Genomic DNA, 21,718 nt, shown 5'->3' with positions numbered 1-21,718 from the left:
TCCTATGGCACCGGCTTTAGCCGGTCTCTGACCCGGAACGCCGCAAATCACACCACATATGCACCTTCGAGACGTACCGCTCATCCACCGCCACCGCATACGGCTCGACCCCGAACGCCTCAAACCCCATCCGTTCATACAAGTCCTGGGCACCGCGGTTGCCGTCGGTCACCGTCAACTGGACGAGCAACAGCTGCGGCACGCTCTGCGCATAGGCCAACACGCTGCCAACCAGATCATGCCCGACACCTTTCCCCCGATGGGCGTGGGGAACGTACATCCCGAACAGCGTGGATTTGTGACGCGCCTTTTTTCTGCTTTCAAGAGAAAGGCCGGCAACCCCCAGCAGTCTCCCTGCTTCAACGGCGCCGAACACCACTTCCGTCGCCTCAGGCCCGACCACGAGCCGTTTCTCCCACCAACTGATCGGCAAGGCTTCGCGCTCGCCGACGTCGGACGTAAACGCATCGGGATGGAGGGCATAGGCTTCAAGCATCAGGGCTCGATAAGCCGAAGCATATTCCGGGGTCAGTCGCTGAATGGTCGTGGTCATCGAAGTCACACTGCAGGTCGAGCGCTGATTATGTGGCTCAGCCCGCGTGACGACTACCGCCCAGGCGCAGAATCAACCAACGCCCTCTCCCGTCGTACCCGTTAGTTCATGCATCAACGTGCACCAGAAGGCAAAACACCGGGTTTTCACGCCGGCTATTGCAAAAACCCTGCTCATCGCTGCAACCTCCACGGTTTGTGCGGCTCAGACTATTTCGCGACAGGTAAAATCGCGCACCGTGGGCGCGTCAGTTCGAGGGAGATTTCCATGCGTTTCAGATCATTCATCCAGTGTCTCGCTGTTGTGCCCCTGGCGCTGCTGATGGCAGGGACGGCCGTCGCCAGCGAAGAAACGCAACTGATCCAGTCAATCAATACCTATCGCAGCCAGGCCCAGCCCTGCGCCAATGTGGCGTCGACCGAGCTGCCGCCGCTGAACAGCGACCCGCGCCTGAACCTGCCCGCCAGTGGCACGGTGGATCTGCAGCCGATGCTGGCCCGGGCGTCGTATCCGATGGTCAGCGTCCAGGCCATCACTCTCTCGGGCCCGCGCGACGCGCAAGCGGCCATGGCGGCGATTCAGGAAAGTTTTTGTCAGGTGGTGCTCAATCCGCAGTTCGTCGACATCGGCGTCAGCCGCAACGACAGAGACTGGCGCATCGTGCTGGCGCGTCCACTGCTGGCGGGCGGACTAGGTAACGCGCAGGCCGAGGGCCAGAAGCTGCTGGGGCTGATCAACGACGCGCGCAAGCAACCACAGCAATGCGGCACTCAGTCGTTTTCCGCTGCTGCCCCGCTGGTGTGGAACGACACGTTGATGAGCGCAGCCGAAAGCCACTCGCGCTCCATGGCCAACAACAACTATTTTGATCACAAGGGTCGCAACGGCGGGACGCCGGGGGACCGTGCAGAGCTGGCCGGGTATATCGGGCAGCAGATCGGCGAGAACATTGCCGCCGGGCAGGACAACGCGCGCAAGGTGGTCGAAGGCTGGCTTGCCAGCCCCGGCCATTGCGCCAACCTCATGAACCCGCAGTTTCATGACCTCGGCGCTGCCTACGCCACCGACCCGAAGAGCGACGCCGGCATTTACTGGACGGCGCTGTTCGGGGTGCAGTGACGCGGGTCGCTAGTGCGAGCCGCCTTGGCAAGCGGCTCTGCGATCAGAGGCCGTCAGCGGCGTGCAACGTGCGCAGTTCAACGTCCGCCGCGCTTTTCTTCTGCCAGACCGGCCAGTACTCAACCCGCTTGGACTCGACCGAGGTCTTGTTGCTCTCGAACCAGCTCAGGGATTTAGGCGAGTTGGTCATCAGCTTGGTGTCGGCGATCCAGTCCTTGAAATCGCTGGACTGCGAGCTGTATTCCGCTTTCGGATCGCGGGCGACCGGCCACGGCGAGAAGCGCGCTTTCCACATGCCCATGCGCGGGATGACCATCGAATAGTAGGTCTTGCCCGGGGCCAGGTCGGCTTCCAGGAAGTCCGCCGCTTCGGAGACCACCATGAAGGTGTGGTGGCCCGGCGTCGTCGGGTAGGCAACCTTGGTGCCGTTGGCCAGGATGCCGATGAACTGGGTCTTGCCGCCGGTCACGTCATACACGGACGCATCGATGGCCTTGGCCATGAACGCGCTGCGCATGAAGACGACCTGTGCGCCGTCCTGAGGGCTGGCTTCGATGACTGGGTTGTCGGCGGGTTTCATCATGGACGAACAGCCGGTCAGCACCAGTGTGCCAACCAACGCCAGAATGTGGGTAATGCGCATTTACAGCTCCTTGGGAAAAATATCCGGCCCGAAAACGGATCGGGCCCGGGGCTGTATCGGCGCTGACACCTTTCTCTTGAATGAAAAAAACACCGCGAGGGCTCTGGAACGGGCGTCCCAAGACGTTTTGATCGAAGCGCAGGCCGCTTATCCCGCGTGGATCGCCGACGCCGGAACCTGCCCGTCACTCACGTTCGCCTCGGTGTAATGCCGCCGGTGCGCCAGTGCCTCACCCTGTTCATCGAACAGATGGCAACGGTGGCTCTGCACACCGACGCGCAGCGATTGCCCCGCCTTGACTGCCGACATTCCCTCGGCTTTGACCATCAGATCATGGCCATCGTCGGTCTGCGCGTGGGTAAACGTCTCCCCGCCCAGATGCTCGACCACCAAGGTTTTTACCGGAATTTGCGCATCGCCCTCGCCCCGATCCGACAGATGCTCGGGCCGCAGGCCCAGGGTCAACGGGTCGCCCGCTTTCACCTGCTCGCCCGTCACCGGAACCCACAACAGCTCGCCACCCGGCAGGCTGACCTGGACGCCTTCACCACTGATGGCCACCGCCGTGACCGGTAGAAAACTCATCTGCGGCGAGCCGATAAAGCCGGCAACGAAACGGTTGCGCGGATGGTGATAGAGCTCCAGCGGCGAACCCACCTGTTCGATGCAACCCTTGTTGAGCACGACGATTTTGTCGGCCAGGGTCATGGCTTCGACCTGGTCATGGGTGACGTAAACCATGGTTGCCTGGAGGTCGGCATGCAGCTTGGCGATCTCGATACGCATCTGCACGCGCAGGGAGGCATCGAGGTTGGAAAGGGGTTCGTCGAACAGAAAGACTTCCGGCTCATGGACGATGGCCCGGCCAATGGCGACGCGCTGACGCTGGCCGCCAGACAGTGCCTTGGGCTTGCGGTCGAGCAGCGGTTCGAGCTGCAGGATGCGCGCGGCGTTGCGCACCTTGGCTTCGATCTGGTCTTTGGGGGTCTTTTGCATTTTCAGCCCGAAGGCGATGTTGTCGTAGACCGACATGTGCGGGTACAGCGCGTAGGACTGGAACACCATGGCCACGCCGCGATCGGCCGGCTCCAGGTAGGTTACATCGCGGGCGCCGATGCGAATCTGGCCCTGGGTGATGCTCTCCAGGCCCGCGATACAGCGCAGCAGGGTTGACTTGCCGCACCCCGAAGGCCCGACGAACACCACGAACTCGCGGCTCTCGATACTCAGGTGGATGTCATGCAAGACCTTGATCTCGCCATAGGCCTTCTCGACGCCACTCAAACTGAGTTCAGTCAAAATCGTATCCCCTGAATTATTGTTGTTTGGGCATTTTTCATGGCAACGGAGCGCTGATTTGACAGCAATGCATTTTGTCCTACGATCATTTGTAATTCGTAAATTACAAATGTCAAGGAACTCGCCCGAACCGGATTGACTGCCCCGTAGATCCACCTATATGCACCGTTGAATACATGTCCCCGCGTAACCCTCACCCACAACAATAATGAGGTCACGTAAATGAAGAAGCTGGTTTGGAATGCCCTCGCCCTGTCGATTGCGCTGGGTTCCGGCGCCGCACAGGCCTGGACGCTGGAAGAGGCCGCCGCACCGTACAAGGGCACCGAAATCAAGGCGATTTTCCTCGACCGTCCCGGTTACGCCGCCGCCATCAAACTGCTGCCGGAGTTCGAGAAAAAAACCGGCATCAAGGTCAGCTACGAAACCATCCCCTACGAGAATAGCCGCGAACGGGAGGTGCTGAGTTTCACTTCCGGCGAGCAGCTCGACGTCGTGCTCACGGACGTGGTGTGGATCGGCGAATTCGCCGGCAACGGCTGGCTCGAACCGGTCACCACCTTCACCCAGGACGCGAAGCTCGCCGACCCGGACCTCAAGCTGGAAGGCTTCTTCCCGATCCTGCTGGAGTCGTTCGGCAGCTGGGACAAACAGACTTACGGCCTGCCGTTCGATAACTACTCAGGCCTGCTGTTCTACAACAAGTGCATGCTCAAGGACGCCGGCTTCGACAAACCGCCGGCCACGTGGGACGAGCTGCTCAAGGACTACGCGCCCAAACTCACCGACAAGACCAAGGATCGCTACGCCTACGCCCTGCAGTCGCGGCGCGGTGAAACGCAATCGGCGGACAGCTTCATGCGTTTCCTCTGGCCGTTCGGTGGCTCACTGCTGGACGATAAATTCAAATCCAACCTCAATTCCAAGGCGTCCCAGCAAGGCCTGCAATTTCGTCAGGACCTGATGAAATACATGCCGCCGGGCATCGTCGATTACGACCACAACGAAGCGGTCAACGCCCTCGCCCAAGGCAAGGTCGCGATGATCACCGAATGGTCAGCGTTCTACGGCACCTTGGCCGACCCGACCAAATCCAAAATCACCGATTGCCTGGCCGTGGCCACTGAACCCAAAGGCCCGGCCGGTCTGAAGCCGGCCCTGGGCGGGTTCTCGCTGGGAGTAAACGCCAAGTCCGATGAAAAGCAGAAAGCCGCGGCGTGGCTGTTCATTCAGTGGGTCACCTCCGAAGCCATGGCCAAGCCGTACCTGGACGCCGGTGGCGTGAGCGGGCGGATGTCGGTGTACAAGGACGCCGACGTGCAGAAGAAATACCCGTTTGTGCAGCCGATGGTGACCTCGTGGGAAGGCGGCGTCCCTGACTACCGCCCGCGCTTCCCGCAATGGCCGGAGATTTCCGAAGTGGTCGGCGAAAACGGCACGGCGATCATGCTCGGCAAAACCAGCGTGGAGGCCGGGGCCAAGGCGATTGGCAGCAGGATGGAGGAGATCCTGAAGAAGGCCGGGTATTACGACGGCAAGGTCAAATTGCTGAAGTGACGGTTTGACCACACTCCCGTAGGAGCCGGTTTGCTGGCGAATGGAAAATGTCTGACACCTCTGCGGTGAATGGCACAGCGTATTCGCCAGCAAGCTGACTCCCACAGGGGTTCAGCGTAATGCCGTGAGATGCCCGCACCTTCGAGACCCAACACATGCCGAACAAGAAAAAACCACCCTTCCCGACCCTGTGGAACAACACCCGCGCCGCCTTTGCCTTTCTCGCGCCGGCCACCGTTGCCCTGGCGCTGATCGGCATCTTTCCGACGGTGTTCGCGCTGGTCAATTCGTTCCGCCAGTACAACCTCGCCCGGCCAAAGGACGCGACGCCTTTCATCGGCTTCGACAACTACCTCAACGTGCTCAACGACGCCTCGTTCTGGGCCGCGCTGGGCCGCACCGGGCTGTTTCTGATCACCGTGGTGCCGATCCAGCTGGCCCTGGGCCTGATCATCGCGCTGCTGCTGCACAAGCCCGGTCTGTCCGGTTTCAAGCTGCTGGCGCGCATGAGCCTGGTCATCCCGCTGGCCACTGCGCCTGCGGTGGCCGGGCTTATCGGTCGGCTGATCTTCAACCGTGATTTTGGCGTCGCCAACGCCCTCCTCTCAGTGGTCAATGCAGGGCCGGTCGAATGGCTGGGAGACACCACCAACGCGTTCATTGCCGTGGGGCTGATGGACATCTGGCAATGGACGCCCTTCTGCGCGCTGGTGCTGCTCGCCGGGCTGACCATGGTGCCCAATGAAATCGAAGAGGCTGCGCGCCTGGAAACCCGCAGCCGCTGGCAGATCGTGCGCTACGTGCAGTTGCCGTTTCTGCTGCCCAGCGCGACGGTGATTCTGATTCTGCGCACCGCTGACATCCTCAAGATGTTCGACACCGTGTTCACCATGACCCGCGGCGGCCCGGGCGCGGCGACCGAGCTGGTCAGCGTCTATATCCAGCGCATCGGCTTTCGCGTGTTCGATCAGGGCGTCGCGTCGGCGCAGGCGATCCTCATGCTGATCCTGACCATCGTGCTGGCCCGTCTGTACATCAAATTCGTTTACCGGGAGATCTGACATGGCCACCGTTGCGACTGCGAAAAACCCGGCCACCCCCGCCCTGGTTCGCCCACGGGCGAGCGTCAATGCCTGGCATCTGGTGGGTCTTCTGGCGATCTTCCTGTTCGCGGTGTTTCCGTTCTACTGGATGGTCGCCACCAGCCTCAAGACCCAGGCCGAAGCCCTGGCCTCGCCACCGATCTGGGCCTTCACACCGCACCTGGATAACTACGTAAAAGTGCTGTTCGAGCGCGACGTGCTGCACAGCCTGGGCAACTCGCTGATCGTCGCGGTCTGCACCACCGTGCTCGCCGTCGGCCTCGGTACGCCAGCGGCCTACGCCCTGGCGCGGTTCGAATTCAAGGGCAAGGAAGACCTGTGGTTCTGGTTCATCACCAACCGCATGCTCAGCCCCATCGTCGTGGCACTGCCGATCTTTCTGATGGCGCGCAACATGGGCCTGATCGACACCCATCTGGTGCTGATCCTGATCTACCTGACCTTCAACCTGCCCATCGTCGTGTGGATCTGCACGGACCAGTTTCGCGGCGTGCCGAAGGATCTGGACGAAGCCGCGCGGCTGTCGGGCGCGTCACGCTTCACCATCTTCTGGCGCATCGCCCTGCCCCTGGCGATGCCGGGGGTGGCGGTGTCGGCGATCTTCTCGTTCATCTTTTCCTGGAACGAGCTGCTCTATGCCCTGGTGCTGACGCGCAACACCGCCCGCACCGCGCCGGTGACCGCCACCAGTTTCATGAGCGGCTACGACTTGCCCTGGGGCGAGATCATGGCCACCGGCACGCTGATCGTGTTCCCGGTGATCATTTTCGCGTTGATGGTATCCAGGCATCTGGTACAAGGGCTGACCATGGGCGCCGTGAAATAGACTCCCCGCTTTACCGGCCACAGTAAGGACACCGCCGTGCAGAACCTTTACCCGGACACCCCCTTCGCCACCGAACCGGTGAACGCCGAGGATCAGCTCAATATCCGCATCGCCTGGTCCTATTACGTCAACAGCATGACCCAGCAGCAGATCGCCGACCGGCTGGGCATCACCCGCGTTCGGGTCAACAAGGCCCTGGCGACCTGCCGCGAAACCGGCGTGGTGCAGATTCGCATCACCTCGCCGCTGGCGGCCTGCATCGAACTGGAAGAGCGTCTGCAGGACCGCTTCGGCCTGCGCCGCGTCACCGTCGTGCCCTCGCCCGACGATCCGTCGAGCATCTTCCGCGTGCTGGGCGTCGGCATTGCGCCGAGCATCGAGGAATACCTCACCGACGGCAGCATCGTCGCCGTGGGTTGGGGCCGCACCCTGCGCCAGGCGGTGCGCGAACTGTCGGCGCGGGCGCTGCCGAACCTGACCGTGCTGTCGCTGCTCGGCGGCCTGCATTACGGCTCGGCCAACAACACGGTGGAAATCGCCTCGAGTTTTGCCGGGCTGTTCGGCGGCTCCTGGTACTACCTCGCCGCGCCGGTGTTCGCACCTTCAGAGCAATACCGCGACATGTACCTCGAAGAAGCCTCGGTGCAAGCCGTGCTCGGCAAGGCGCGGCAGGCCGACCTGGGCTTGCTCACCGTCGGTGATTTGAGTGAGCGCTCGCTTATGCTCGAGCTGGGGCTGGTCAATGATGAAGACGCGCGCTCGTTGCGGGCCGCCGGTGCCGTCGGTGACCTGCTCGGCCGCTGGCTGGACCGCGACGGCATCGAAGTCAATCACCCGCTGAACCGTCGCGCCGTCTCCCTGGACCTCGAAGACCTGCGGCGGATCAAGAAGGTCGTGCTGGTCTCCGGCGGGCCGTACAAGGCCGACATCATTCGCGCGGTGCTGCTGCGCAATTTCGTCCACGAGCTGGTCATCGACCAAAGCGCGGCGCGGCAACTGCTCGATCAGGACAAATAAATCCCCTTCTGGAGCAATCGCGATGGCCCATTATGACTTTGGCGGCAAGCGGATTCTGGTCACCGGCGCAGGCAAGGGCATTGGCCGGGAAACCGTGCAGTGGCTCGAGCGATGCGGTGCAGAGGTGATCGCCATGGGACGCAATCTGGAGGATCTGGCCTATTGCGCGCACTCAGCGGTGGCGAACCTCGCTGACGTCAGCGCCACCCGCGCGGCCGTGGCCTCGGTGCTGCCCATCGACTTGTTGGTCAACTGTGCGGGGGTGGTCGAGTTGGAGTCGTTTCTCGACACGTCGGTCGAGACCTTCGATCACTTGATGGCGGTCAACACCCGGGCGCCCATGGTCGTGGCGCAAATTGTCGCCCGCGACCTGATCGCTCGCGGCGTGCCGGGCGCCATCGTCAACGTCTCAAGCCTCGCCGCTGCGGTGGGCACACGGGATCATCTGGCGTACTGCGCGTCGAAAGCGGCGCTGGATGCCATGACCCGAGTGATGGCCGTTGAGCTTGGCCCCTACGGCATTCGGGTCAACAGTGTGAATCCGGTGGTGACACTGACGCCGATGGCAGACAAGGCCTGGAGCGACCCGGTCAAGGCCGGCGCGATGCTGTCGCGGATTCCCCTGGGCCGCTTCGTTCAGCCCGGGGAAATCGCCGCAACCATCGCCTTTTTACTCAGCCACGACGCCGGCATGATCAACGGCGTGACCCTGACCGTGGACGGCGGTTTCAGCGCGGGCTGATGCCCGCGCCCAAGGCCAGGCTCAGCCCCACAAGTTCCGGCCGAAGAACGTCAGCGTGCGGTCCATGGCCAGTTGCGCCCAGACCGGATCGTATTGCGTGCCCGGAATGCGGCCAGGGCCGACGGCTTCTTCGTTGGCGAAGGCGTGGTGGGCCAGGTAGCGGTGGAATTCCAGGTCGACGCCGCCTTCGCTGAGTTTGGCTTCCAGCTGATCGACGCCGTCCACCGGGAAGAATTCATCCTGAGTGCCCCAGTGCGCCTGCACCGGCACCTTGATCGCCGCAGGGTCGAGGAATTCCAGCGGCGGCATGCCGTAGAACACCACGCCGGCGGACAGCTCGGGGATGAAGTTGAGTGCCAGCAGGGTCAGCGCACCGCCCATGCAAAACCCGGTGACACCGACTTTCTGGCTGTGGCCCTTGAGGTATTGCACGGCGCCGCGGATGTCCTGGGTGGCGGCATCGGCGAAGTCGAGCTTGTCCATGAGGTGATGGGCTTCTTCTTCCTCGACCGTCATTTCGCCGCGATAAAGATCAGGCACAAGCGCCAGGTACCCGGACGCCGCCAGCCGATCGGCCACGCCACGGATCTGGTCGTTGAGGCCCCACCACTCCTGAATCACCACCACGGCGGGTGCGCCTTCGGTCTTGGCCGGGCTGGCCAGGTAGCCACTCAACTCTTTGCCGTCCGGGCGTTTGAACGTGATGGTCTTGCCCGTTGCCTGTGTCGATGCTTGAGTCATGGGGTTCTCCGGATAGAAATTCGGTTGGATTAACAGCGTAAGACGACTGACCGTCAGTTCTACGGCAGCAACACGACGGTGAACAGCGTGACCCACGTGAAATTACTGACAGGTTCGGCGTGGACCCCGTTCAACCGTTTTGCAGATCCGTGCCCATGGCAGCGCCGGTCATGTCTCGACGACGCTCGTCACGTGGGGCAGCGCGATGCTCGCGCAACTGCTTTTTCAGGGTGGCCGCCGAGGGCGCATAAAGAAAGCCGAACGACACGCTGTTGCGTCGGCCTTTCACCGCGTGGTGCATCAAGTGTGCGTGGTAGAGGCGTTTGAGGTAGCGACTGCGCGGCCGTGGTCGCGCAGGCCAATGGCGATGGACCATGCCGTCGTGAACCAGCACGTAGATCAGGCCGAACGCCGCGACGCCTGCGCCCACCCATTGCAGCGGGTCATGGCCGTGGTTGCCGGCAACGATCAGCGCGACCGCCAGCATGCCCAGCGCCAGCAAATAAATATCGTTGGTTTCGAAGGCGCCGAGCTGTTCTTCGTGGTGGGATTTGTGCAGGAACCAGCCCCAGCCGTGCATGACGTACTTGTGGGCCAGAAAGCCGACCCCTTCCATGGCGACAAGGGTGAGGAGAAAAATCGTGAAGTTGAAGATCATAGCGTCGGGAAGGCCGATGGGTCTGGACGTCGACGTGCAGCATACCGGGGTCACGGGAAATTTCCAGATTCGCGCTCACAACGTTTGCTTTCCTGACCAACCGATGTAAAAAATGGCCCCATGGGTGAGCGTCCCGGACGTTCACTGTATTCGTGCCCTGCCCCCTCGCGGCGGCCGGCACCGCTTTCAAGGAATCAAGCATGGCTCCAAGACACGTCATCAACGCTTCGGTCAGCCCCAAGGGCAGCCTGGAAACACTCTCGCAGCGTGAAGTCCAGCAACTCAGCGCCGCAGGCTCCGGCAGCATCTATACCCTTTTCCGCCAGTGCGCCCTGGCCATTCTCAACACCGGCGCCCATGTCGATAACGCCAAAACCATCCTCGAGGCCTACCAGGACTTCGAAGTGCGCATCCACCAGCAGGACCGTGGCGTGCGCCTCGAACTGCTGAACGCCCCGGCCGACGCCTTCGTCGACGGCGAGATGATCGCCAGCACCCGGGAAATGCTGTTCAGCGCCCTGCGCGACATCGTCTACACCGAGAGCGAGCTCGACAGCCAGCGCATCGACCTGAGCAGCTCCCAGGGCATCACCGATTACGTTTTCCACCTGCTGCGCAACGCCCGGACCCTGCGCCCCGGCGTCGAACCGAAGATGGTGGTGTGCTGGGGCGGTCACTCGATCAACACCGAAGAATACAAATACACCAAGAAAGTCGGCCATGAGCTGGGCCTGCGCAAGCTGGACATCTGCACCGGCTGTGGCCCTGGCGTGATGAAAGGCCCGATGAAGGGCGCGACCATTGCCCACGCCAAGCAGCGCATCACCGGCGGCCGTTATCTGGGCCTGACCGAGCCGGGCATCATCGCCGCCGAGGCGCCGAACCCGATCGTCAACGAGCTGGTGATCCTGCCGGACATCGAAAAGCGCCTGGAAGCCTTCGTCCGCGTCGGCCACGGCATCATCATTTTCCCGGGTGGCGCAGGCACGGCAGAGGAATTCCTCTACCTGCTCGGCATCCTCATGCACCCGGACAACCAGGACCTGCCGTTCCCGGTCATTCTCACCGGCCCGAAAAGCACCGCGCCGTACCTGGAGCAGCTGCACGCGTTCGTCGGCGCGACACTGGGCGACGCCGCGCACAAGCATTACCAGATCATCATCGACGACCCGTCTGAAGTGGCGCGGCAGATGACCCTGGGCCTTGCGTCGGTGCGCCAGTTCCGCCGCGACCGCGCTGACGCGTTCCACTTCAACTGGCTGCTGAAGATCGAAGAGAGCTTCCAGCGTCCCTTCGACCCGACCCACGCCAACATGGCCAGCCTGCAACTGCGCCGCGACCTGCCGCCCCACGAACTGGCGGCCAACCTGCGCCGGGCGTTTTCCGGGATCGTGGCGGGCAACGTCAAGGACAAGGGCATTCGCCTGATCGAGGAACACGGCCCGTACGAAATCCACGGCGACGCGGAAGTGATGCAGCCGCTGGACAAGCTGTTGCAGGCCTTCGTCGAGCAGCACCGGATGAAACTGCCGGGCGGCGCGGCGTATGTGCCGTGTTATCGAGTGGTGTCCTAACGGCGCATGGCCTGAGGTCATACTTCAGGCATGACACTGCACCACCCCTGTGGGCGCCCAATTGTGGGAGCGAGCTTGCTCGCGAAGAGGCCGGAACAGCCGCTAAATATCCAGCGGCTGAAAGAACCTCTTTGTGAGCAACGTACAGCGCCACCCCGGTCACTCCAACAAGTGCTATGCCGCAAGCACCTGCCTCTCCCCGAATTCCGGAATTGATCCATGATCCACATCCGCCCCATGACCGCCGATGACTTCGCGGTCTTCTGGCCCACCTTTCAGGCTGTTGTTCTGGCGCAGGAAACCTACGCCTACGCCCCCGACCTGAGCGTCGAGCAAGCCCGGCACCTGTGGCTGGAATACCCGCTGCACACGCTGATCGCCGAAGAAGACGGCATATTGCTGGGCAGCTATTACCTCAAGGCCAACGCTGCCGGCCCTGGCAGCCATGTCAGCAACTGCGGCTACATGGTCACCCCGGCCGCGCGGGGTCGTGGCGTCGCGCGCCTGATGTGCGAGCACTCTCAGCAACTGGCGCTGGACAGCGGCTTCTCGGCCATGCAGTTCAACTCCGTGGTCGCCACCAACGACGTCGCCGTCGCGCTCTGGCAGAAACTCGGTTTTGAGATCGTCGGCCGTCTGCCCCGCGCTTACCGCCATGCCCGGCTCGGGCTGGTGGATTGTCTGGTGATGTACAAATGGCTGGCGGACATGCCGGCCTCACGCAAAGCCAAAAGCCCGTTGCTGATCGGGCGCAAGAACATCGAATCGGTGATTTCCCGCCCCCGGCGCAAGCCCTCTGACGGACCTGCCTGATCTTTTCGTAAATCGGGAACCACCTGCCTGCCTGACGCCACTCACCCTGCAAAGTACTCACTTGCACGGACGGCGTCAGCATGGCTTTACCTACAGTCTCACGTGGCCAGACCACCAATGTCGGCACCACCCATCTGAACCCTGCCGCTGCAACGGCAACCGGCCCCACGCAGCGTAAAAACGTTCTGGCGCGCATGGCCACTGCCAGCCGGTCGACGCTGCAGAAAAGCCGCCACTTCGCAGGCAGTCTGTTCAAGGCCCGGCCGGGCGATGCCTCGTCGATCCCACGCGCCTCCGGGGCCGGGAACACCACCAACACTGCGCTCGCACCCAACGCGGCGGCGGCATCAACTACGGCCGCTGCATCAGCCGCGCCACAGGCGAACGCGCCGGTGCCGCCCACCGGTCCGGCGCCAACCGCTCCAACCGGTCCTGCGACAACTCAGCTACCCGCCATGGCGATGACACCCCGGCTAAGCATGGCGTTGCACAATCAGCAACTGACTTTTGGCGGCTCCGGCCAGCCCAACCGCACCGAGCGCCTGCTCGAAGGGATTCTGAGCAAGCACGACCAGCGTTATCAGGGTCTTGCGGAGCTCAATCAGACTGCAGAAAAAACCGAATACCTGCTGGTCGACACCCAGCACCGGCTGCTCCACGCCCATGCCAGTGATGCGGCCATTTCCCTGTTCAAAAGCAGTGAAAAACGCGCCAACAACGCCTTCGATGTGGCGATGCCCACCGATGCCCATCGCGCGCAGATCACCGGCGTGCACAAAGACGCCAACAACACCGCTTGGCGCATTCACGAAAATAAGCTGTACGCGTTGCAAGGGGGCCAGTGGCAGGAAAACACCCAAGGCGCAACGCTGAAAACCCTGCACAACATCGGCGCTGGCAACCTGTTCGGGCTCAACGGCGAAGGCCGGGTGTATTCGCTGAATGATCTGAATACCCCGTTGAATTTCGATCACAAGGTCACGGCGCTGGGACGCTCGCCGGACGGTCAACTGATGGCGCTGAGCGAAGACACTCAGGGGCAGCACTTGCTGGTACAACGCAATGCCCTAGGCCCCGATCTTCACGATGTACACCACTTGATCACGCCCACCGGCACGGACAACGACGAGGCGCTGAAACCCAAATCGGTGGCCATCGCGGGGCAGCGCCTGCTGGCGACGACGGCGTCGGGCAAACTGCTGCAGGCGACAATGCCGGCCGTAGATGATCGCAAGAAAACGATGCTCGTCACGGGCGAGCTCACGCTGCAGCCAGCGCCACCCTCACCCGCCCTGCTGGCTGCCTTCGGCAATCACACCGTCAGCGACTTCTTCCACGACGATAAAAATGTCCTGCACGCCCGAGTCAAGGATCAGCAAGGCCTGGAGCACAGCGCCGCATGGGATGACAAAAGACAGGACTTCGTCCCCGGCTGGTCCATGGCGCCGCTGGTTATGGACCGTCAGCACGGCTTGCCTGTCCTGACACCTGAGGCCGCCGCGCAAATCCAGCTGCCACGGGGCAAAATCGCCAGCCACGACAACACGCTGCTGGTCCAGGACCCGCGCACCGAGGAATGGAAGAAGACCACCGAAAAGGACATCAAAGCCCTGCAGGCAGGCCAGGACGGCTTCGCTTACATCATCGACAAGGACGGCAAGCTCAAACAGTTGAAAGTGGTGCCCCAGGCCGCCGCCCATGACATGGGTCGCGGCGCCGATCTGGCCCTGCAGGGTCGCGGGACCGAAGCCAAGGGCACCGCCCTGCGCGGCGCCGAGCATCTGGTCGCCGACAAACTGGCGGTACAGAACGATCAGAATTTCATGACCCTGAGCGACGGTGAACTGCGTTTGCATGACCAGAACGGCGAACGCGCGCAGTTGCCCAAGCCACCCGGCACCGGTGATATCCAGGCGATCAGCACGGGCGGCAAGGATTGGTTCGCCCTGCGCGGCGGCGCCCTGTTTCGGCTGAGCGGCGACGATGCCAACGCTCGAAAGCTCAATCCTCAGCGGGCCTGGCAAGCGGTTCAGGGCCCGACCACCCCGCCGGGGGCCGTTCTTCAGGACCTGCGCCCCCATCACGACGGACGTTTGGTGGCTACCACCAGCGCGGGAGAATTCGTCAAAACAGCGACCGGGTGGGAAGCGGCAACACCCACCCCGGCGGCCCCGTGCAATGACCACGCGGCCTTCAATCGGCTGGCGGCGGCCGAGCCGGAAACCCTGCGCAGAGGCTCGGCCAAACTCACCGTCAACGTGATGGGCAGCAACAACGTCGAGAGCACGAAGGTGAAGCAATATGCCCCCGCCACCCTCAGGCAGAATTACCTGACGGCTCATCTGTCCTTGACCGGCGCAGCGAAAGTGCCGGCCGACAGCCTCCAGCACGCCTGGAAAGGCCGCGAAGGCCTGAGGCCGATCTACACCGAAGAAACCGCGCTGCTGCGCGAACTCCACACCCGCGCGACGGCGGCGAACGGAGCACCGGGGCGGCCAATGGCACAGCGCATTGATGACCTGGCGCCCCGCCTGACGTCACCTGAATCGGGCGAGCTGGCGGAGCTGTTCAACTGGTTCCAGACCAGCGTCACCGAGGACCTGCAGAAAACCCTCCGTGAACTGGCTCAGGACGAGGGCGCCTTGCTCAAGAACGGTGCCGCCAATCCGGCCTTTCGGGGAAAGCCGCGCACCAACGACATGCTGCCGCAAGTGGCCGGCGTCTTGCGCCACAGCGGCATCGACAACGCCCATGAGCTGGGGCAGTTGCTCGACTCGCTGGAGAATGCGCATTTCACCCTGGAGCGTCGCAACACGGAGAAACCGCTGGATGGCTCCCGCACCCAGGGCGATAAACAGGCGCTGCTGCGCGCTCGCCTGGCCCTGGACGTCAAGGTGCTCAACGACATCAGCGCCGCCCTCGACGGGTTCGCCGATGAGGTGAAGAAACCGGGCGCCAAGGATTTCGCCCCCATCGCCACGGCGCTGGCCGCCCTGCACAACGACACCTACGAAGGCAGCCCGGTCAAACGCTATACCGACGCGGGCTTTCGTGACCACGCCTCCCTCGAAGCCAGTTACGACGCCACCAAGAACCTGCTCAAGCACTTGCGCAAGGACAACCACCCGCTCAAGCGCAACATATTGCAGGGACTGGAAACCCCTGCCGGCCCCAATAACGCCGATGTCACGCGCAGCCTGACCCAGGCGCTTCGCGATCTTGAACCCCGGGAAAGCGTCAAGCTGAACCGCAACTACGGCGGCGGTATCACCGGCGGCGTCGCGGGCCCGGCGGAACCGGCCTTCCTCGGTTTTCGCGGCAACATCGATCCGGAGCGCACCTACGGCCTGACCTTTACCCGCTTTGATCGCGGCCTGAAAGTGTCGATGAGCCGCGAAGGCGCCATCAGCGGCACAGGAAGCTTCGGTTTTGGTGGCGGCAAAAGTGACACCAAAACCACGCCGGGCGACAGCCACGCCAACATCCAGTCCAACGGGGGCTGGTTCGGCGGCAGCCTGGACGCCAAGTACAAATACGCCAACAGCACAGCACTAAGCTTTTTCATCCGTGACGACGAAATCGATGATTTCATGGCCGACCTGATGCAGACGCCGCTGGCCAGCAGCAAGCGCCCGACCCAGGGTGGCCTCAAACCGATGGAATTGATGGATCGTGGCGTCGAGAAGGAAGTGCGCACCACCGGCAAGCACGCGCTCGACCTGGATGCAGGGGTCAACCTGGAATCCCGTACCAACAAAGGCCAGACCGATGCGGAGCCCGTCGCCGGCTTCATGCGCTTCGGCGCGGGGCTGCTGGGAACCGTGTCACTGCTCAGCGCCGAACGGGAACGCACCGAGGGCCATGGCAGCGATGGCCTGCACACTGATATCTACAGCAGCAACCGCGCCCGTTTCCTCGAAAAAGGCTCGGTGACCGGCTACGCGCGGATGTTCAGCACCGTCTTTACGTCGCGCCCCAGCAACCTGTTCGTGGCTGGCGGTGCACCCTTGGGGGTCAGCGCGACACTGGCGTTCGACAACAAGACCGGCAAGAGCTACGACGTGCGCTTCAAGAACGCCCTGCCGCTGCAGACCGCCGACGTCAAAACCCTGGGCGAAACGCTGGAGAAGGCCTTCCCCGGCATGAGCAAGAATCCGTCGGCTGAAGGGAAGAATCCTGCGCAGGTGCTGCAGGACCTCAAGGGCAAATACCTGACGGCCACGCCAGACGAGAACGACGCGCAATACGCCGCGCGCCAGAGCCTGCGCCAGCTCGACCGGCAGAACACTGCGGCCGGCCAGGGCTCGAGCCTGATGTCGCTGATGGACATGGTGGTCAAGCACAACAACGTCAACCGGCTGGATCAAGCGGCGCCGTCCAAGCGACAGATCGACCGCGTCAAACAGATGCTCGGCCGCGACTGCAACGAAGGCAACGCCCAGCGCATTCACGACATGATGAGCGCCGACCCGCAGTTCAAAGGCCTGCTCGACGCGATGAAGGACACCAAGGGCACTACTCGCGCGGAAATCAAGCTTGAGGTCCGCGACGACATCAAGGAACGCATCGAAACCGGCGCGTTGGACGGAAGCCTGACCGACGCGATGCTCAAGGACATGCTCGGCGACAAGAACAATCTGCGCATCAAGAGCATCGCGGTGTTCAAGACCGCAGCCAAGGAAGACTCGTTCGGCACGCCCTTCCCGTTCGTCAGCTACAAGAGTGGCAGCGCCCTGAGCATCGAACGCCTGATGGGCGAAGTCACCTTCGAGTACGGCATGGACCCTACCAACCCGAAGAAGGCCACCGCCGACGGCGACATTGCCGACCGTGGCGACTCGCAGCCCGCCCTTGAACTGGGCCAGGTCGGCAACGGCGCCTTCCGGCCGCGCTAGGCCGACGCCCATGACTTTCCATTGATTCAATCGAAACCCCGGACAGGACACCGCAGATGATGAACACGACGACACAAGCAGACGCCTGCATTCAGGCACTGGGCAAACAACTGGGCACGGCGTTGCAACTCGAAAACGGCGTGTGCGCGCTGTTCGACGAGGGCCGCGAGGTGGTCATCATCGAGATCCCGGCGGGCGGCGACGTCGCGATCCTGCATTGCAAACTGTCGCTGCGCCCCGACCCGAGCCTGTACGAGCGGCTGATGAGGCTCAACTTCGACAGCGGCGCCATGAGCGGCTGCTGGTTGGCGCTGGATGAACAACACTCGGTTCGCCTGTGCACACAACTGCCACTCAAGGCACTGGATGAGCTGACCTTCGTGTACTCGGTGCAAGGGTTCGTCCTGCAGACCCGTGACGTTGCCGGCCTGCTGCAACAGCGCCCTTCATCGCCGGCCAAGGCACCGACTCATGCCCAGGGACACGGTGGCCTGTCGCGGCGGATCGGCTGACATCGTGCCGGCGCGCCGATGCTGAATCTGGAAACCGGGCCGGTGACGTTTTCAGGGCCGGGCATGGCGCTTTCAAACTTGCCGGAATGCCATCTCTCGACGATTCTCTATGCACGGCCAGACAGGCCGTGCTCACAAGAAACGCGCCGGAGAGGCCAGCATGACGACCGTAGCCGAACTACTGAAGTTGAAAGACCCGCATCACGCTGACGTTCACACCGTCGGGCCTGGGGAGATGGTCCTCGAGGCGATCAAGTTGATGGCCGAAAAGAACATCGGCGCCGTGCCGGTGGTGCGCGATGGCAAGGTGGTTGGCATCGTCAGCGAGCGGGATTACGCCCGCAAGATGGAGCTCAAGGGCCGCGCCTCGGCCGGCACGCCGATCAGCGAGATCATGACCCACGACGTACAGACCGTGGGTTCGCAGCACACCGTCGATCACTGCATGAACATCATGACCGACCGCCGCCTGCGCCATTTACCGGTGGTGGACGAAGGCCGGCTGATCGGTCTGCTGTCGATCGGCGACCTGGTCAAGGCGGCCATCGCCGAGCAGGCCAGGCTGATCGAAAAAATGCAGGAATACATTCGCGGCGAAAGCTACTGAGCATCCACACGAAAAAGCCGGAGCTTTAAGGGCTCCGGCTTTGTGTTGTGCGAGTGAATGAATCGCCGGTTAGCGAACCTTGAAGCGATCGATCATCGCCACCAGTCGCTCGTTGGACGCCATCAGCGCGTCAACGCTGGTGTCGGTCTGCTGACCACAGCCCACCAGCTCACCGACCATGTGCCGAATGGCGATCATGTTCTGGTTGATCTCCTCGGTCACCGCGCTCTGCTCCTCTGCCGCCGTTGCGATGTGCGCGCTCAGGTCATGAATGCGCAGCACAGAACCGGCCATGCCATCCAGGCCTTCGTTGACCCGCGACGTGCGGTCGGCGGTGGACTGGCAGCTGACTTTGGTTTTTTCCATGGCGCCCACGGCGGTGCTCACGCCCTGCTCCAGCCGCGCGAGCATCTCGTTGATCTCCGATGTGCTCTGCTGGGTACGACCGGCCAGCGCCCGCACCTCATCGGCCACCACCGCAAAGCCACGGCCCTGCTCACCTGCCCGCGCCGCTTCAATAGCCGCGTTGAGGGCCAGCAGGTTGGTTTGCTGGGCGATGCCGCCGATAACCCCGAGCACATCGGTGATGCGCTTGGCATCGACCTGCATTTCCTGCACGTATTTCGTCGCGTCTTCGACTTCCGCCACCAAGGCCCGCACGCTGACCGAGGCTTCGTCGACGACGTCACGGGAACGCTGCGCTGCGTCATTGGCCGATTGGGTAAAGCTCGCCGTCTGCGTCGCGCTCTCGGCGACGCTGTCGGCGGTGGCGCTCATCTCGTTGATCGCGGTCACCGCCTGATCGGTTTCCGAAGCGTGACGGTTGAGGATCTGGTTGATGTTGCGCGACTGATCCTGCAACTGCACCAGCCCGGCCGAGATCTGCTCGGTGCCGTTGCGCACCTCGACAATCATGGCTTGCTGGAAGGCGATGAACTGGTTGACCGAATGGCCGACAGCGTCCAGTTCGTCCTGGCCTTTGATCGGAATACGGCGGGTCAGGTCAGCCTCACCCGAAGACAGCGCGTCGATGTTGGTGCGCAGAACGGTCACGCGTGCCAGCAGACGGTGGAAGGCAAAGCCCAGCACCACCAGCAACAGAATGACCAGCGGGATCTGCAACCAGCCCAGGGTCTTCAGCACTTCGGTACTGCTGGCGGTGAGCATGGCGGTCGGCAGCGATGTGGCGATGACCCACGGCGTGCCCGCGACCGGACGCAGGAAGAAGGTCAGATCACCCAGTTGCGGGTCGATGTATTCCTGGGAATACACAGCGTCGCCGGAGATCTTGCCCAGACCCTCCTGAATGGCCTTGGCGAACATCGACTGGCCGCTGAAGCCGGAAATGTTCTTGAGGATGATTTCGCCGGGGATGCGGCTCTGGTTGGTCAGGATCTTGCCGTCGCGCTCGACGATCATCACCTGACCCTGAATGTCTTTTTCCTTTTCCTGGATCAGGCCGTTGAAGAAGCCCAGGGTGACGTCGATGGTCGAAACGCCGTACAGCGCGCCATCCTTGTAGATGCCCATGGCGCAGTTGGTGCGCGGCTGCGGGCTGGCTTCGTCCTGGTAGGCAGCGGCCCAGGCGCATTTGCCCTTGGGTGCGTTCTGCCCGGCGCGGTGCCATGGCTGTTCCCAGTAGTTGGGCGCAGGGTCGGAGTTCCAGAAGGTGCTCACCACCAGCTGGCCACTGCCGTCACGGTGGAAGAATGAGCTGTGCTTGTTGCGCCCCGCGGTGCGCTTGTCTGGCATCGGCCAGACGCCGCCGCCGAAGACTTTCTGGTCGCCGTATTGGTCAACCAGGCCTGGCAGCACCTTGTCGATGCCATCGCTGTCCAGCAGCGGCACCGCCTGGGTGATCGCCCGGGACTGGGCCTCTACGCGGGCCAGGTCCGACAGGATACGCGTGCCGATCTGATCAACCTGGCTCAGGACTACCTGCTCCTGGGTCGCGCGGACCTTGGGCGTGACCAAGTGAACGATGCCCTGTTCAGTGATCACCGCGATCACCACAATCAAGGCCACAAATATGACCGTATAGCGCGCCTGCACTGTTTTAAACATCGTCGTCCCCATGCCAAATATTTTGTAATTGTTTTGCATACTCCTGATGGGCTATCGACCGAAAGTCGCCAAGGATGAGGGGCGCAAAAAAAGGTTTTTCCCCCGGCCCGGCGGGGCGTCATTGCACCGGGAGGAAGTTCAGGAACAGCAGGCTCTGGGCGTAATTCAAACCGATGCGTCTATATCGCTCGTCGAGCATCTGGGTGAGCAGGTCGAGGCGCGCCACGATCTTGCCGAACTCGGTGGCGAAACTGAGGTTGCTGCCCTCCTCCGAAATTTCGTTGGAGAACAGCAGCAGCTCGCCATTGGCGTTCTGTCGCTGGCTCAGCAGCCAGGTGGCCTTCTCGATATTGCGCGCGGCGTTGCTGACGAAGGTCGGGTTGATCTGGTCGGTCATGAAGAATTCCAGGCGCCCGCCGTGGGCCGTGACCAACATGCTGCCTATGGCATAGATGAAGGCACCGACGCGGTCGCCAAGAAACTCCGGGCTCAGGGCGTAGCTCAGCGCGGCGAGGTCACGCCGGGTGCCCAACTGCGGCAACGGCTTCTGTTGCTCGATGGCCTGTCGCACGTTGCGCTCCGCACTTGCGGCGTCAACGAAGCCGGACTTGCGCCACTCGGCGGGATTGCGCAGGTAGAGTTTGTTCATCAGCAGATAGAGGCTGTCGAGGTTGTCGGCCATGGCCAGTGTGGCCATGCGGTCCACGCTGGTCTGGAAGAACTCCTGGGGGCGGGTCTCGCTGAACTGCGTGGCGACATCCCGGCCGTCCTTGCGCGTACAACCCGCCGCGCAGAGCCCGAGCATGCACAGGGCAAACAGCGGGCGCAGGTGGCGGCAAACGGATAAAACAGTGAACACGGCGAGCATCAATCCCAGGTTTCAACGAACGGGACACCGCGTTCATCAGCGCGTCCCGGCCAAGGTCAGAACGGCTGAAGGCAAAAAAGTGCAATGTCGGCGGCAAATCCGCGTTTAAAGCGGTTCGGCAGACATG

The 21,718-nt window shown here is 62.6% G+C and carries 18 protein-coding genes; 11 read left to right on the top strand and 7 right to left on the bottom strand.

Annotated features, from left to right (window positions below):
- Positions 1 to 16 precede the first annotated feature (16 nt).
- Positions 17 to 553 carry a GNAT family N-acetyltransferase gene (locus AC07VF_RS04510; RefSeq protein WP_495008207.1) on the bottom strand — a complete coding sequence of 179 codons (537 nt, stop codon included), beginning with the start codon at positions 551 to 553 and terminating at the stop codon, positions 17 to 19.
- Positions 554 to 874: 321 nt separating this feature from the next.
- On the opposite strand from AC07VF_RS04510, the gene AC07VF_RS04505 reads away from it, so the two are divergent.
- Positions 875 to 1,672: a CAP domain-containing protein gene (locus AC07VF_RS04505; RefSeq protein WP_423574842.1), complete on the top strand. Its 798-nt coding sequence runs from the start codon at positions 875 to 877 to the stop codon at positions 1,670 to 1,672.
- Between the two features lie 43 nt (positions 1,673 to 1,715).
- Here the strand turns inward: AC07VF_RS04505 and AC07VF_RS04500 are convergent, their stop codons facing one another.
- Together AC07VF_RS04500 and AC07VF_RS04495 are read right to left on the bottom strand one after the other, a co-directional pair.
- The gene (locus AC07VF_RS04500) at positions 1,716 to 2,315 is read right to left on the bottom strand and encodes a hypothetical protein (RefSeq protein WP_192171923.1); all 600 of its coding nucleotides are present in this window, start codon (positions 2,313 to 2,315) and stop codon (positions 1,716 to 1,718) included.
- Positions 2,316 to 2,462: 147 nt separating this feature from the next.
- Entirely contained in the window at positions 2,463 to 3,614 is a 1,152-nt protein-coding gene (locus AC07VF_RS04495; protein ID WP_495008206.1) for an ABC transporter ATP-binding protein, read from the bottom strand.
- A 222-nt stretch (positions 3,615 to 3,836) separates the two neighbouring features.
- Here AC07VF_RS04495 and AC07VF_RS04490 point away from each other — a divergent pair, with 222 nt between their 5' ends.
- The 5 genes from AC07VF_RS04490 to AC07VF_RS04470 all read left to right on the top strand — a co-directional run bounded on the left by AC07VF_RS04490 (position 3,837) and on the right by AC07VF_RS04470 (position 8,859).
- Positions 3,837 to 5,171, top strand: coding sequence for an ABC transporter substrate-binding protein (locus tag AC07VF_RS04490; protein WP_495008205.1), 1,335 nt, complete (start codon positions 3,837 to 3,839; stop codon positions 5,169 to 5,171).
- Between the two features lie 155 nt (positions 5,172 to 5,326).
- Entirely contained in the window at positions 5,327 to 6,232 is a 906-nt protein-coding gene (locus AC07VF_RS04485; protein ID WP_495008204.1) for a carbohydrate ABC transporter permease, read from the top strand.
- 1 nt (position 6,233) lies between these two features.
- Positions 6,234 to 7,100 (top strand): carbohydrate ABC transporter permease, encoded by an 867-nt coding sequence (locus AC07VF_RS04480; RefSeq protein WP_346629891.1) that lies wholly within the window; start codon positions 6,234 to 6,236, stop codon positions 7,098 to 7,100.
- Positions 7,101 to 7,136: 36 nt separating this feature from the next.
- Positions 7,137 to 8,117, top strand: coding sequence for a sugar-binding transcriptional regulator (locus AC07VF_RS04475; RefSeq protein ID WP_495008203.1), 981 nt, complete (start codon positions 7,137 to 7,139; stop codon positions 8,115 to 8,117).
- A gap of 22 nt (positions 8,118 to 8,139) precedes the next feature.
- Positions 8,140 to 8,859, top strand: coding sequence for an SDR family oxidoreductase (locus AC07VF_RS04470; protein WP_495008202.1), 720 nt, complete (start codon positions 8,140 to 8,142; stop codon positions 8,857 to 8,859).
- A gap of 21 nt (positions 8,860 to 8,880) precedes the next feature.
- On the opposite strand, the gene AC07VF_RS04465 is transcribed toward AC07VF_RS04470, so the two are convergent.
- Positions 8,881 to 9,600 carry a dienelactone hydrolase family protein gene (locus AC07VF_RS04465; RefSeq protein ID WP_495008201.1) on the bottom strand — a complete coding sequence of 240 codons (720 nt, stop codon included), beginning with the start codon at positions 9,598 to 9,600 and terminating at the stop codon, positions 8,881 to 8,883.
- Between the two features lie 130 nt (positions 9,601 to 9,730).
- Positions 9,731 to 10,258, bottom strand: coding sequence for a sterol desaturase family protein (locus AC07VF_RS04460; RefSeq protein ID WP_495008276.1), 528 nt, complete (start codon positions 10,256 to 10,258; stop codon positions 9,731 to 9,733).
- A 200-nt stretch (positions 10,259 to 10,458) separates the two neighbouring features.
- Between AC07VF_RS04460 and ppnN the strand changes: the two genes are divergently transcribed.
- The 5 genes from ppnN to AC07VF_RS04435 all read left to right on the top strand — a co-directional run bounded on the left by ppnN (position 10,459) and on the right by AC07VF_RS04435 (position 18,659).
- Positions 10,459 to 11,832, top strand: a complete 1,374-nt coding sequence (ppnN, locus tag AC07VF_RS04455; RefSeq protein ID WP_172612611.1) for a nucleotide 5'-monophosphate nucleosidase PpnN — start codon at positions 10,459 to 10,461, stop codon at positions 11,830 to 11,832.
- Positions 11,833 to 12,051: 219 nt separating this feature from the next.
- Positions 12,052 to 12,645: a GNAT family N-acetyltransferase gene (locus AC07VF_RS04450; RefSeq protein ID WP_282369938.1), complete on the top strand. Its 594-nt coding sequence runs from the start codon at positions 12,052 to 12,054 to the stop codon at positions 12,643 to 12,645.
- Between the two features lie 80 nt (positions 12,646 to 12,725).
- Positions 12,726 to 17,540 (top strand): AvrE-family type 3 secretion system effector, encoded by a 4,815-nt coding sequence (locus tag AC07VF_RS04445; RefSeq protein ID WP_495008200.1) that lies wholly within the window; start codon positions 12,726 to 12,728, stop codon positions 17,538 to 17,540.
- Between the two features lie 59 nt (positions 17,541 to 17,599).
- A complete protein-coding gene (locus tag AC07VF_RS04440; protein ID WP_495008199.1) occupies positions 17,600 to 18,052 on the top strand; it encodes a type III secretion system chaperone in 453 nt (150 codons plus the stop codon).
- 160 nt (positions 18,053 to 18,212) lie between these two features.
- Positions 18,213 to 18,659: a CBS domain-containing protein gene (locus AC07VF_RS04435; RefSeq protein WP_346628360.1), complete on the top strand. Its 447-nt coding sequence runs from the start codon at positions 18,213 to 18,215 to the stop codon at positions 18,657 to 18,659.
- A gap of 69 nt (positions 18,660 to 18,728) precedes the next feature.
- Here AC07VF_RS04435 and AC07VF_RS04430 read toward each other — a convergent pair whose 3' ends face one another.
- Both AC07VF_RS04430 and AC07VF_RS04425 read right to left on the bottom strand, forming a co-directional pair.
- Entirely contained in the window at positions 18,729 to 20,723 is a 1,995-nt protein-coding gene (locus tag AC07VF_RS04430; protein WP_495008198.1) for a methyl-accepting chemotaxis protein, read from the bottom strand.
- 118 nt (positions 20,724 to 20,841) lie between these two features.
- Positions 20,842 to 21,528 carry a hypothetical protein gene (locus AC07VF_RS04425; protein WP_495008275.1) on the bottom strand — a complete coding sequence of 229 codons (687 nt, stop codon included), beginning with the start codon at positions 21,526 to 21,528 and terminating at the stop codon, positions 20,842 to 20,844.
- Positions 21,529 to 21,718: the final 190 nt, after the last annotated feature.

The sequence above is a fragment of the Pseudomonas sp. GW821-FHT02H06 genome (assembly GCF_059421525.1).
Note: the sequence above shows the minus strand (reverse complement) of the source record. Positions and strands in the feature narration are given on the sequence as shown.

What these genes read in the sequence shown, in the direction of transcription:
- AC07VF_RS04510 (WP_495008207.1), bottom strand. Translation starts at nt 553, where the DNA reads ATGACCACGACCATTCAGCGACTGACCCCGGAATATGCTTCGGCTTAT.
- AC07VF_RS04505 (WP_423574842.1), top strand. Translation starts at nt 875, where the DNA reads ATGGCAGGGACGGCCGTCGCCAGCGAAGAAACGCAACTGATCCAGTCA.
- AC07VF_RS04500 (WP_192171923.1), bottom strand. Translation starts at nt 2,315, where the DNA reads ATGCGCATTACCCACATTCTGGCGTTGGTTGGCACACTGGTGCTGACC.
- AC07VF_RS04490 (WP_495008205.1), top strand. Translation starts at nt 3,837, where the DNA reads ATGAAGAAGCTGGTTTGGAATGCCCTCGCCCTGTCGATTGCGCTGGGT.
- AC07VF_RS04485 (WP_495008204.1), top strand. Translation starts at nt 5,327, where the DNA reads ATGCCGAACAAGAAAAAACCACCCTTCCCGACCCTGTGGAACAACACC.
- AC07VF_RS04480 (WP_346629891.1), top strand. Translation starts at nt 6,234, where the DNA reads ATGGCCACCGTTGCGACTGCGAAAAACCCGGCCACCCCCGCCCTGGTT.
- AC07VF_RS04470 (WP_495008202.1), top strand. Translation starts at nt 8,140, where the DNA reads ATGGCCCATTATGACTTTGGCGGCAAGCGGATTCTGGTCACCGGCGCA.
- AC07VF_RS04465 (WP_495008201.1), bottom strand. Translation starts at nt 9,600, where the DNA reads ATGACTCAAGCATCGACACAGGCAACGGGCAAGACCATCACGTTCAAA.
- AC07VF_RS04460 (WP_495008276.1), bottom strand. Translation starts at nt 10,258, where the DNA reads ATGATCTTCAACTTCACGATTTTTCTCCTCACCCTTGTCGCCATGGAA.
- ppnN (WP_172612611.1), top strand. Translation starts at nt 10,459, where the DNA reads ATGGCTCCAAGACACGTCATCAACGCTTCGGTCAGCCCCAAGGGCAGC.
- AC07VF_RS04450 (WP_282369938.1), top strand. Translation starts at nt 12,052, where the DNA reads ATGATCCACATCCGCCCCATGACCGCCGATGACTTCGCGGTCTTCTGG.
- AC07VF_RS04445 (WP_495008200.1), top strand. Translation starts at nt 12,726, where the DNA reads ATGGCTTTACCTACAGTCTCACGTGGCCAGACCACCAATGTCGGCACC.
- AC07VF_RS04440 (WP_495008199.1), top strand. Translation starts at nt 17,600, where the DNA reads ATGAACACGACGACACAAGCAGACGCCTGCATTCAGGCACTGGGCAAA.
- AC07VF_RS04435 (WP_346628360.1), top strand. Translation starts at nt 18,213, where the DNA reads ATGACGACCGTAGCCGAACTACTGAAGTTGAAAGACCCGCATCACGCT.
- AC07VF_RS04430 (WP_495008198.1), bottom strand. Translation starts at nt 20,723, where the DNA reads ATGTTTAAAACAGTGCAGGCGCGCTATACGGTCATATTTGTGGCCTTG.
- AC07VF_RS04425 (WP_495008275.1), bottom strand. Translation starts at nt 21,528, where the DNA reads ATGCTCGGGCTCTGCGCGGCGGGTTGTACGCGCAAGGACGGCCGGGAT.